The sequence below is a fragment of the Dyadobacter sp. SRI_021 genome, from assembly GCF_057586235.1.
In genome coordinates this window covers 1231199-1243879 of the sequence record NZ_JBYCZM010000001.1, presented here as the reverse complement: position 1 = coordinate 1243879, position 12681 = coordinate 1231199, and the positions used below count along the sequence as shown (strand labels likewise).

Annotated in this window: 7 protein-coding genes; 3 read left to right on the top strand and 4 right to left on the bottom strand. The window is 49.2% G+C overall.

The genetic code is table 11. The annotated features are described in order from the left end of the window. Window positions 1-12: 12 nt before the first annotated feature. Window positions 13-771 (bottom strand): hypothetical protein, encoded by a 759-nt coding sequence (locus AC2YIT_RS05105; RefSeq protein WP_487278441.1) that lies wholly within the window; start codon window positions 769-771, stop codon window positions 13-15. 221 nt (window positions 772-992) lie between these two features. On the opposite strand from AC2YIT_RS05105, the gene AC2YIT_RS05100 reads away from it, so the two are divergent. Continuing rightward, window positions 993-2249, top strand: a complete 1257-nt coding sequence (locus AC2YIT_RS05100) for a 3-deoxy-D-manno-octulosonic acid transferase (protein WP_487278440.1) — start codon at window positions 993-995, stop codon at window positions 2247-2249. Window positions 2250-2283: 34 nt separating this feature from the next. Here AC2YIT_RS05100 and AC2YIT_RS05095 read toward each other — a convergent pair whose 3' ends face one another. After that, complete coding sequence (locus AC2YIT_RS05095; RefSeq protein WP_487278439.1) at window positions 2284-3507, bottom strand: ROK family transcriptional regulator; 1224 nt, start codon at window positions 3505-3507, stop codon at window positions 2284-2286. Window positions 3508-3851: 344 nt separating this feature from the next. Between AC2YIT_RS05095 and rsgA the strand changes: the two genes are divergently transcribed. Then, window positions 3852-4787, top strand: a complete 936-nt coding sequence (gene rsgA, locus AC2YIT_RS05090) for a ribosome small subunit-dependent GTPase A (protein ID WP_487278438.1) — start codon at window positions 3852-3854, stop codon at window positions 4785-4787. Between the two features lie 42 nt (window positions 4788-4829). Then, on the top strand, window positions 4830-5231 hold the full coding sequence (gene mce / locus AC2YIT_RS05085; RefSeq protein ID WP_430841820.1) for a methylmalonyl-CoA epimerase: 402 nt from the start codon (window positions 4830-4832) through the stop codon (window positions 5229-5231). A 12-nt stretch (window positions 5232-5243) separates the two neighbouring features. On the opposite strand, the gene tamL is transcribed toward mce, so the two are convergent. Both tamL and AC2YIT_RS05075 read right to left on the bottom strand, forming a co-directional pair. Then, a complete protein-coding gene (gene tamL / locus AC2YIT_RS05080) occupies window positions 5244-7676 on the bottom strand; it encodes a translocation and assembly module lipoprotein TamL (RefSeq protein WP_487278437.1) in 2433 nt (810 codons plus the stop codon). Further along, a complete protein-coding gene (locus tag AC2YIT_RS05075; protein ID WP_487278436.1) occupies window positions 7666-12603 on the bottom strand; it encodes a translocation/assembly module TamB domain-containing protein in 4938 nt (1645 codons plus the stop codon). Before AC2YIT_RS05075 ends, tamL begins: the two co-directional genes overlap by 11 nt. Window positions 12604-12681 lie beyond the last annotated feature (78 nt).

Here is a 12681-nt window from a genome sequence, read left to right as displayed (position 1 = left end):
CTGTAATGGTAATTATCTTTTCTTACTTCCAAAATAAAGGGTCAGGTATCCGGATGTAAAAAAGGCCTTATTCTGCGCATCCGCCATGATCGTAATTTTTCTTGAAAAGGCTTCGGCTATGAAACCGACCTCGACGCCTGTTACATTATCCCGGAAGGCGCTCAGTTCGAAGCTCATAGCAGTCTTGATGTGAAGCCCCGGCACCACTTTGGATTTTCCGAATCCCTGGAAAAAACTGCCTGCGCCGATTATATCGCCCGCCCGGTTCGGATCGAAGGGCGCAGTGGTTACGCGGCCGTCGGAACCCTTGTACTGAACCATGTAGGGCTTTTCAAAACCCAGGGAAGGGCCTGCTGCCAGGATACCGCTAATCGAAATGCCTTCATCGTCCTGCCGGCTGAACAGCGCTATTTCACGACCATACTCCGGGCGCAGTACAAACAGGTAGTTTTGTTTGCCATACACCAGCCGTGCGCCTGTCACAAAGTCCTGCGTGGAAAGTTCTTTAGGATGTTTTACGTTCACCAGTTCGAGCGCCAGGTAGCGGTATGCATTCTTTCCGAACATTTTTGTGCCCGTCGCCGACGATTGGCGAAATACCGCACCGCCGAGAATCCCGGAGTTGGTATTGGTAGTGATGCCCACAGAGGTAAATGATTTATAGGTCTCCTCGGCGTCCTCGTTATTCTTCACAGACCTGCGCTGAGCGTATATTTCTGTCGATAGTGCCAACAGAATAGCTACTGAAAGTAAAAGTTTTACACGCATCATATTATTTAGTATAAATTCTCTGTGACTGAGTATGTGTCGTATGAACAGTGAAAGTACAAAATAATAGCGTATGCTGCTGTATATCGACACCACTTTAACGGTTTTTTGTACATTTATGTTCTTTAAACAAAAAAAGAAACAAAAAAGCCCGCCGGCGGTCTCTGCCGCATCAAAGTGACGGCGTCTTATTGCTTTTCTAATGTCCTTTTAATCAGACTCCTTTGGTGGAAATTATTTATCAGGTCGCCATTCAGGTTTTCGCATTTCTATTCCGGTTCGTTGCACCTTTCAATCATAAATTAAAGCTCGGCGTGGAGGGACGAAAAGGCCTTCTCGACCGTCTGCGAGCGTCGTTTAAGGCACAGGCGGCAGGCCGTCCCGTAGCGTGGTTCCATGCTGCGTCGCTGGGCGAATTCGAGCAGGGGAGGCCGGTCATGGAAGCGTATCGGAATGCGTATCCCGGCCATTTTATATTGCTTACTTTTTTCTCGCCCTCGGGTTATGAAATCCGGAAGGATTATGCCGGGGCCGATTTTATTTGTTATCTGCCGATCGACACACCCGGTAATGCACGGGAGTTTGTAGAAGTTATCAATCCGCGCATTGCGTTTTTTATCAAATATGAATTCTGGTTCAACTACTTGCGGGAATTGCGGAAAAACGGAAGTTATATCCTTTCGTTTTCGTCGATCTTTCGTCCGGGGCAGATCTTTTTCAAATTCTACGGAAGCTTTTTTCGTAAAAAACTAGGCTACTTCGACCATTTCTTTGTCCAGAATCAAGCATCGGTTTCGCTTTTGTCCGGCATTGGTATTACTGCCGCGAGCATCGCAGGTGATACACGCTTTGACCGTGTGCGCGCGATCGCCTCGAACGCACGAGAGCTCCCTGAGATCGGGCGTTTCAAGGGGGCGGAGCAGTGCCTGATCGCTGGCTCCGTGTGGGATGCGGATATGCAGGTACTCATTCCCTCGCTGAATGCGCTAAACGGCAAATTAAAAGCGATTATCGCCCCGCACGAGATCAAAGCTGAGGAAATTGCCGGCTGGCGTTCCAAATTGAACGGTCGTTCCATTTTGCATTCTGACGTGGCTGCCGGGCAGGATCCGGAAGGGTTTGACTATCTCATTATCAACAATATCGGAATGCTCTCCTCGCTTTACCGGTATGGTGATATGGCCTATATCGGCGGCTCCTTCGGCGCTGGGCTGCATAACATCCTCGAAGCCGCGACATTTGGCTTGCCTGTTGTGTTTGGCAATAAAAGTTATCACCGGTTCCAGGAAGCAGCGGATTTGATTGAGAAAGGTGGTGCATTCGCCGTCGCAGATGAGAGTCAGCTTTTGGAGATTATCACAATATGGGCGAGTAATCCTGCAGAAGCGAGAAATGCAGGTAATGTAAGTGCTGAATACGTGAAGTCAGGTACAGGCGCTACCGACCTGATCATGCTGAAGGTGAGGGAAGCAATGGGCTGATGGTACAAATGAATGCACCATCAGCTGCTCAATATCAGGAGAATTCTTTTGCAATCAGATTGTCGAACAGGTAGGCCTGAGTACCCAGCAAACGCGCCTTTGAACCCAGCTTGGAAATGTGGATCGAAAGCGGGTTTTTGAAATCCGACAGACAGTATTTGTTGATCGCCTGCTCAATTGGGTTGGAAATGAACGGCCCGGCCTCTGCCAGCAAACCACCCACGATAATTACTTCCGGATTGAACAAATGAACGGCCGTAGCCAATCCCTTACCCAACTCGGTACCCACGGTGCTCAGGAGGTCGATCGAAAATTCATCGCCCGCATGTACCGCTTCAATGATATGGGAAGTTTCGAGTAAATCGAGATTGCCATGCACGATCTGTTTCAGGATCGTTGCCCGGCCGCTGTTGATGCCGTCCTTTGCCTGGCGGATCAATGCAATGGCCGACGTGATCGTATCCAGGCAGCCTACTTTACCGCAATGGCAAAGCATTCCGTCCGGTTTCACCTGAATATGCCCTAACTCGCCCGCAAAGCCTGACGCCCCGTTGAAAACCTCTCCATTGATGATAATGCCGAGACCAACGCCCCAGTCGATATTGATTGTCAGCACCTGGGACTTATCGACGGCATACCCGAAGCGGTGCTCGCCGATCGTTGTAGCCTTCGTATCGTTGAAAAGGCATACTGGAAGGTCGAAATGCTCTTTGAGGTACGTTACCAGCGGCACACCCGGAGGGGTCAGGTTGAGGTAAGTTAAGTTAATCCCCTGTGAAGAGTTGATCAACCCAGGCATTGAAACACCGATACCCCACAGCTTGCTGCGTGTGATATTGTTGGATTTCAGGAAGTCGTCGGTCGATGTAAAAAGCTCTTCCAGGAAATTCGACGAGTCGTCGAGGCGTATATCAACTTTTCTTTTAAGGATCAGTTGGTTGTGTAAATCGAATATGCAAAGTTGGGTGTCATGGCGGTTAATATCCATGATCAGCGTAAGGTACTTCTTGGCATTCAAGCCGTAAAGTACCGGCGGGCGGCCAGCCCTGGCAGGGCCTGTGCCTGTCTCGGTGATCCAACCTTCCCGCATCAGATCGTTCACAATTCCGGTTGCAGACGGTATACTCGCATGGAACAACTTAGCCATTTTGTTAATGGAAGTGTCGCCGGACTGATATAGATGCAGCAAAAGGCTGCTTCTAATGCGATTTTTACGAATATCAATAACCGAACTCGGTTCTTCTGCCACTAAGTCCATTATGCGGAGCGAAAAAAATTATAGGATGATGTTTTTAATTTTCTTTAACTATTGGTGTACTAATGTAGGAAATAATCAGAAAAAACGGGTGTGATTTTAAAAAATATTATTATTTGTTGTGAAATATTCAGCAAATCGGGCGATAGGCCAAACGTTTCCTAATAATACAGCAGTCACAACACGAGGATTTTTTCAGCTTGAAGGAGATCGTTATATGCAATGCAAGTAAAAAATCAGAGAGGTCGAAAAACTACTTGTTTTAGGGCTTGTTTTGACTTCCCGGCTAATTTTTAGTGACTTCTGGTAAAGTCCTTTTAAATTCGCTGATTCCAAAAGAAAGACAAATGAGTTTAATAAGGGGTTTGGTGCTTCGTTCGACGGGCTCGTGGTACGACGTCAGGGATAGCAGGAACGGGCACATCTGGCAGTGTCGGTTGAAGGGTAAATTCAAAGCGTTGGGCTTGAAAGTGACCAACCCGATTGCAGTAGGAGACTATGTGAAGTTTGAGGTGGAGAATGAGGGTGAAAACTTCGGGATCATCCATGAGATTGTTCCGCGCGAAAACTATGTGATCCGTCGCTCGGTTCACAAAACGGCCCACGCACACCTTATCGCGGCGAATGTGGATCAGGCCATCCTGATCTGTACATTGGTATTCCCGCGGACCTCGCTTGGATTTATCGATCGTTTCCTGGTAGCGATCGAGTCGTTCCGTATTCCGGGTGTGCTGGTTTTCAACAAACAGGACTTGCTGAACAACGAAATGAAGGCTTTTCAGGCCGAGCTTATGCAGTTATACTCAAGCCTAGGTTATCGGTGCCTGACCACAACGGCATTGCATGAAGTTGGTCTCAGTGAGTTCAAGGCCCTGCTCAAGGGAAAAGTCTCGTTGCTTTCAGGGCACTCAGGCGTAGGTAAGTCGACGCTCGTGAATGCGATCGCGCCAGATCTGGATATCAAAACACAGGAAGTTTCCACATTCGCGAACAAAGGGGTGCATACCACCACTTTTGCTGAAATGTTTGAACTCGAAAAGGATACATTCATCATCGATTCGCCGGGTATCAAAGAACTTGGGCTGGCCGATATGGAAAAGGAGGAGATCAGCCACTACTTCCCTGAAATGCGTGATCTGCTTAATCAATGCCGCTTCAACAATTGCCGGCATATTAATGAACCTGGGTGCGCGGTAAAAGAGGCTGTCTCGGAAGGGAAGATTGCACTGAGCCGTTTTGAGAGTTACCTGAGTATCATGGCAGGGGACGACAACCGGAAATAGGTTTTGAGTTTAGAGTTTAAGAGTTGAATAATGTTTCCTGCTATGAAGAATGTAGAGCATATTGGTATTGCTGTCGGCGACCTCTCAGCGGCAGAGTCATTGTATTCTGCATTGCTCAATACAGTTCCTTACAAACGCGAGGCAGTCGAATCGGAGCAGGTTACCACTTCGTTTTTTAAGGTAAACCAAACCAAAATAGAATTACTGGAAGCTTCCGGTCCCGACAGTGCCATCGCCCGCTTCATTGAGAAGAAAGGCGAGGGAATTCATCACATTGCGTTCGAAGTGGAAAACATCGCCGCGGAAATGGAACGCCTTCGCAACGCCGGATTTGTATTGTTGAACGAAATCCCGAAACGCGGGGCCGACAATAAGCTGGTTTGCTTCGTGCATCCTAAAAGCGCGAACGGCGTTCTGATAGAACTTTGCCAGGAGATCAGGTGATACCTGATCCGTCTAGAATGGTAACCCGACAGCAATATTTAATATCAGATTCTCCTTCCTCCAAGCCCGGCTTCCGAAATTGATTTCGTTGAATACCCATGGATTTTTGTATTCCACAACGCCTTCATCGCTCACATTTTTAACCTCGTTCACATACCATGGCTTGCGGAAAGGTGTTGCGAGGTCGAGGCGGAAAATCAGGTAAGAGAAATCCAGACGTAGGCCAATGCCGCCGCCGACAGCCACTTGTTTCAAAAATTTATTGCTGATTAATGCCGTACCCGGGTAGGCGGCGCGGGTACTATCGCCGAACGACCAGATATTTCCGGCATCTACAAAAATGGCGCCGTTAATAATATCGGTGAATTTCATCCGTACTTCCGAATTAAATTCCATGCGGATATCAGCAAAAGACTGGTAGCCGATCAAGCGAATGGATAATGTATCTGGGGCAACGGCGCCGGGTCCCAGTGACCGAGGACGAAATGCCCTGATCCCCGTACTACCGCCTGCAAAATACTGTTTGAATTGCGGCATAGGCATCGTTTTCGAGTTGCCATAGGGTTTGGCTGCTCCCACGAGAATGCGGTTCGCCCATTTAATCGAAGGGGTGATCGTGCGGTAGTACCTTACATCGCCATCTACCTTCACATATTGCAGGATGGGTACTCTGAGAAATTCTCTCGGGTAGCCTTCCGGGTTTTTCTTCGTCAGCATAGTTAAAACATTCCCTCCCCATTCGACGCCACCAAGCATCGCGACCTGGTTTTTGCTGAATGGCCTTGGGGTGGGGCGGTAGGATACCGAGTAGTTCGACCCCATGATAAAGAACTTGGTATCCACAAGCCTGAAAAGGCGGTCGATGTCCGTTGGGTTGGTATTCGGATCCGTTGCGATTTCCCCGAGCAGCTCCGTATTGATATTCCTCGGTTCTACAAAGTTGATGGATATCGGCGTGAGTGTATGCTCCACCTCTGAATTGCGGCGCCATATATACGACCAGTCCCCCCGGATGGAGCGGGTGGTATAAAAGTTGCGCTGTATCCGGTTTTCATAGGCCAGTGAGAGAATGGTTTTGGGCAAAGCCTGGCTCTTTTCAGGTCTTATTCTTACGAACGGGATGATAAACCTGGGGAACGACAAATCGGCTTTGGCACCATACCGGATGTATTCGTTTCCGATATTGTTGGAAGTGGTGCGGCTTCCACCGAGCTGTACGTCAAATCCAAAATATGCGTTGACTGCCAGCATTTCCGCGCCACGGAAGAAATTACGGTTACGCCATGTCACGTCCAGCTGTGATCCGCCCAGGTTGTTGGATTTGGTACTCGCGGAAAGAATAGTCTGCAGCGACTTTTTCTTCATCGGCGAAAGGTCGTAGTATACATCCAGCAATGCGGAATCGGAGCGGGGAACGAGGTCGAAACGGTTTTTAACGAACCGGAAGTTTTGAAGGTTGATCAGCCTTTGCAGCGATACGTCGTGCATGGTGTTGGTATACAAATTTCCCCTCCTGAAACCAATGGCATCGTAGAATATCCTGCGTTTGTAACGGTGCCCGGGATCCGTGACGGTAATGCCCCGGCGTAATGGTCCGCGCGCAGCGAGGCCCGTGGAGTCGGCTTGCTTGTTTTCCTCGGTACCGGTATTGACGTAAATGCGGTTGATATAATATTGTTTCAGAGAAGTCTGGGCCGTTTCCTTCTTAACTTCGAGAAAAAGGTTAACCTGTTGCGGCCCCAACGTGGAATCGGCGCGGCCAATAGTGGAGTCGACTTTTACGATCAGATAATCGGGGTTGAAATAGTAATATCCCTTCCCTTTCAACTCCTGGTCGATGCGCGTACGTTCGGTTGTGATCACTTCGAGGCGGATCGGGTCACCTTTTTTCAGTAAGGTTTTTTGTTTGGCCAAAACCAGGTCGCGGTTGAAGAGCGAACTGTCGGGCACGACGTAATTAACCTCGTTGATCACATAACGCGGCATCACATAGGCATCGAATTCCGTGATCGCCGTGCGTTTTCTTTTGTTTTTGTTAGGTATAACCTTGCCTTTGACATTGGAACGGTAGTAGCCTTCATTGTCCAGAAACGCAACCATATTGGCTGCATTGATATCTACAATGCGCTGTGTCGCATAACGCGGTGGTTCTCCGAGCTTTTTCCGGAACCAGCTCCGCAGCCCGCCTTCATCTTTCGGTTCGCCGATCCAGTAGTAAAACCATACCTTCCATGGAAAGCCGAAAATGGTTTTGTTTACCGGCGGCTTGATCAGCTCTTCCAACTGATCGGCTATACCCGATACATTGGGTTTGGAAATACTGTCAGGCTGCACATTGACCTTGTTGCCAACATAAATGCTCTGGCCCTCGGGTACATATCTGTTGACCGAGCAGCCACCCAGGAAAATACAGATCGCCAGTATATATCCTATGTTATTTTTCATTGTGCTGCTTTTGGAAAATTTCGCGGAACAGGTCATAATCCGCAGTAATGATAAAACTCACCCCGGTTTCGATAATGAAACCTTCCAGAATCGACTGGTACTGGTTTTTCCGATAGCCCCGGAACATATACCTGCCGTCTTTACTGATAGAGTAGTCAAGGGCGATGTTGTCGAATACTTCGGTTGAATTACCCGAATTGCCTTTGCTTTCGAGCTCGAAGTTCTTGCCTACCGAAATTTTCAACCGGTTGTTCAGGAATGCCTTGCTCAGGCCCACGTTCAGGTCGGTGCGGGCACCGGTGGTCTGGTCGGCCGTGGAATTCAGGCCGATGTTGAGATCAACACCCTTGACGAGGTCGGAGGCCAGGTTATTGAGCTGGTCGGTGAGCAGCTGGCTTACGCTTTGGCGGGCCACCGCCTCCGCGCTGGAACCGATATTGAAGCCGGCCGTCGATTGGTCGGTGATGAATTTGTTGGTGATAAGCAATGCGAAAGCCTGCTTGTTCGCCTCGGACGGATTGTTCTGCATATCTTTCCAGAATGTCTGTGCGGCGATGCCGTCTTCAACCGACTTGTCGACAGAATTTTCAGGTATGGCGATATGGAATGCGATATTGGGCGTTGTGAGGTTTCCCGTGATTACGATTTGCACTTCTATTGGTATCTTGCTCGCGCCCTGGAATTTGGCGTCAATGGAACCCGGATCGACCATGACTGGATATGAAGCGGTAATGTTTAAATCGGCTCTCATCGGGTCACCGGTCCAGAGGAGTGTACTTCCCTTTTTGATCTTAAACTGCCGTTTCAGGATTTGCAGCGTCAGGTCGTAGGAGCCTTCCGTCAGGTCATAAGAGCCGAGAAGGAAGAGCTGCCCGTTCGGCGCCACACCCGTATTCAGCTGTGCATTCCCTTTCAGCCGGATGTTGTCGCCATTCAGCTCATCGATCACGACTTTAAATTCCGATTTATCGTCTACATCGATATCCAGCGAAATCTGCGAAGCGAAATCCACCGTCACGTTTTGCGCCGCTTCCACAGAATCCTTTTTAACGGCCTCGACACCATTGCTCATGTCTACAAACTCGATCACACCTTTGGTAGCGTCACCGGCTTCGGTAGCGTCGCTGGGCATTACTACGGTGATATTGCTTCCCGGATCTACTTTCACGTTACCGTCGATCACGGAATTCGAACCCTGGCCTTTTACGGTCAGGTTAGCGTCAATATTGGCTTTCCCGAAAAACAGTTCATTCTCTTTCTGGGTCGAATTCAGGACGTTGAAATTTTTAGCAGAAATATTGAGATTATACCCCACATCCGGCAGCTTCGCAATGCTCACGTTTCCATTAATCTTCATCGCCTGGTTCAGCGAGTCGGTTACAGTGAAGTTGTTAAAATTGATATTCTGCCCCTTGAACTGAATCTTCTGCCCCCCGAGCGAATACCGCGATCCCAACTGTGTTGCGTTGAACGCCACATTGTCAAAGTTCACGGCGCCGTCGAGCCTGGGGCTGTCGGTTGCGCCGGTAATAGCAATATCGCCGGTCAGATTGCCTTCTGCACGTTTTAATTCACCCAAACTGAATGCCTCGATCGTTTTGGCACTGAGTTTTTTCAAATCCATTTTGAAATCCATCGGACTTTCGGATTTCAGGTTATAGCTTCCCCGGAGGCTTACGTCGTTCTGGTCGCTCACGAGCGACATCGCCACGCGGATCAGGTTTTCGGTCTCATTCGTCGATTTCAGCGCCAGGTCGCCAACCGGTATTTTAGTTACCGCCAGGTTATTGATCGTCAATTCGCCCGTGTACACCGGCGCGCTCATGTAGTTGCTGAGTAGCACCTTTCCATTCAATGTACCGGTCGCGAGCGTCGAATCGAGCGTAGCGATCTCGATCAGCGGGCCGATGGAGATGTTAGACATTTCGATGTCGAGCGGGCTGTTAGGTGCTTCGGAAGTAGAGTTGATCTTCAACGACTGCCCTTTGTTGGTGATGGCCAGGTTCTTCACGTACACGCTGTCGGACGCGTATTGCACGTAGCCCGCTGTGTCTGCCTCCCATTTGTCGTAATTCAGGAGCAGGTCGTCGCGCAGGTTGAGGCGATATTGGTTGTTGTTGACGGCCAGATCGCCTTTTACAGCGTGCCGTTCGGTATTCACAGAGTCGCGGACGACGAAATCGAATTTGACATCATTGTTGACGATCTGGCTAGCCAGCGAAGCATTCTGCATTCTGAAACCGCCGGTATTGACCTGGCCTACATTCGCATTCAAAGCCGCATTGGCTTCCGTGGTGCTGAAATTCACCGCCACTCGCTCTACGATGGTGCTGTCATAATTGATCATCGGTATATTCAGACGGGCTACGAGGGAGGAGTCCTTCTGGTTATCCATTTGCGCATGCAGCTGGATCGCCTTCATTTCCCGTATTTCGGGCACGAAAATCTGAATGGCCGGGTGGTTGGTCAGCGTAGCATCCAGTGCGAAATTCACCGGCTTGGTAATTTCCTTATAAGTCAGGTCGGGTGATTTGAAATGCTTTCCTATCTCGGTCAGGATCGCGTCGCCAATTTCTGTGTAAGAATACTGGCCGGTCATTTTGGCTTTCAGAATCGGCGATTCAATATAAGCCTGTTTGCCGCCGCTGGAATCGGTCAACTGCGCATGGATATTGGAAATGCCGATCGGCTTGCGGTGATGCACCAGTGTCAGGCTGTCGAGATCCACGCTCCCCAGCGGGTTTTCGGGATTAGTTGAAGGCATATCTACCTTAATGCTTCCTTTTACCTCTAATGAATCTGCGTACAGATTCAGGGCTGTAAGGTCCAGGTTTGCCACTTCGAGGTCGGCTTTCACCGAGGGATATTCTTTGGATAAGTCAGCCTGTGCATTCAGGTCGAGATCAATATTACGATCGTCCATATTCGCCGAAATATTGGCCAGGCCATGGTCGATATCACCTTTCAATTTCAGGTTTTGGTAGACATAACCTTTAATATCTGCGCTTTCAATATTGCCGTCCAGCTTTGCCTTCATCGTTTTCGGCGCATACCCTGTCCCATCCACATCGGCACGTAGCGTAAGTTTGCCCATTTCAGCCGGTGGTTGCTTAGTGAGCTTGCCCAGGTCAAATTCCGCGAGCGTGAGTGTGCCGTTATATTGCGCCCGAAGGCTATCGGTGATGTTTTTGAGATTACCCGAGAAAGTTCCCGTGCCAAATGAAGAGTTTATGGTCGTTGCCAGGGTGAGGTTTTCCATTGATCCATGCACTTTCCCGGAGATCTTAATCGCGTCGGGCAGTTCGATCGAAGCGGGGACTGTGCTGTCGGGCAGCATTTTGAGCAAATCGGCCCTGGTAGAGGATATTTCGTTAATATTCAAATCCATCGCGAGCTTTTCTGCGTCGGGGAGGCCCCTCAGCCGGCCATCCGTACTCAGCACGGTGCCGTCGAGCATAGTAAATCTCGCCTTGGAGATAAGCATGTCGTCTACCGATCCGGTGATCTGGCCAGTACCTTTTACAATGCCGTTCGGTTCCTTGTCGAATGGCGGGGTTTTGGCCAGATCCGGCACCAAAAGCAGAATGTCCGCGAATGCAATGCGGCTGTCGGTGAGACGTAGTTTGAGTTTTACCTTGCCAATGTCGTTAGTGAGCTGGTCGAGGCTTTTGTAACGCAGGCTCAGCTCGTCGCGCAAAAGGGTATTAGGAGTTTTGAGATACAGGTTGCGGAGGTAGGTTTCCTGGTCGCCATAAGCAAAGTCGGTACGGAATGCATCAAGGCGAAAGCCGCTTTTTTCTTTGAATGAGGCGGATTTTAATGCACCTGCGATGTTTTTCGGCGAGAAAAGGAAATCCCGCAAATCTACATTCAGGTCTCTGATGTTGAGGTGTGCGTAGTCGAGACCTTTGGGCACAGCAGGGGAATTGAAATCGTCGTACCGGATATCATTGTCCGCCAGTTTGATTTCTCCCACTTTTACATACCAACCGGGAGTTTCTGTGTTAATTGAGGCAGTGTCCTTCTTTTCCTCTTTTGTTTTCGGCTTTTTGGCAAATTCTGCAAAAAGCGACATGTTTTGCAGCGAAACATTCTTTACGTCCACACGCTGGCTGCCCATATAAACGCTGTTCACATGCCCCGCCAGTTTCCCGATGGTCATACCGTTTTTCAATCCAGATGTTTCATCGTCAAACTCCCATTTGAACTGCCGGATATCGATATCGCCCGCTTTAATATCCAGCGAATCGGCCGGGTCCGGCTTCGGCTCGGGGCCGGCGGCAGCCACTTTCACAGCAGGGTACATTCTCAGCTTCACCTGGCTGTTATGCAATGCCGTGTTGGTGAGGTGATACTGTGAAATCGTCGGGTTGAATTTATCGAACTTGACAACGGCTGAATCGATGTTCCCCGAGGCATCTGTGCCGATCACTGCGTCGCGGTAAGAGAATCGGACCTTTTTCAATGAAATCTGATCCAGGCGCATTTTGAGCGGTTTCGACGGCGTCGTGTCGACTTCCGTGTCAGTACCTGCAAATGCATCGACAATAAACTGGAAATTGAATGTTGTATCGGGCAAAACGCGATTGATATGGGCATTCACGTCTTCCAGTTCCACTTTGTTAATGCCAATGTCGCCGTTGATGAGGCTGTACATATCAAGGTCTACGTACAGGCGCTTGCCTGCAACGAGGGTGTCGCCGTGTAAATCTTCGAAATAGACACCTTCGAGCAATACCCAGTCGGGAATGTCAAAGCGGATTTTTTCGATATTGACCTTGGTTTTGAGTTTTTTACGCAAAAAGGAATTTGCCTGGGACGTTAAAAAATTCTGGCCGAACGGTGTCTGGATTCCCCAGATCAACACGCCAACCAGAATCAAAACTGTCAGGATTATTATGGCCAATACTTTCAGTGCTTTCTTCATCCCTGGCTGTTTTCCGCCATATCGAGGCGTTGAGAATCTTGGTTTTCAATAAACCCGCCAGCCCAGATGCCGGTGACA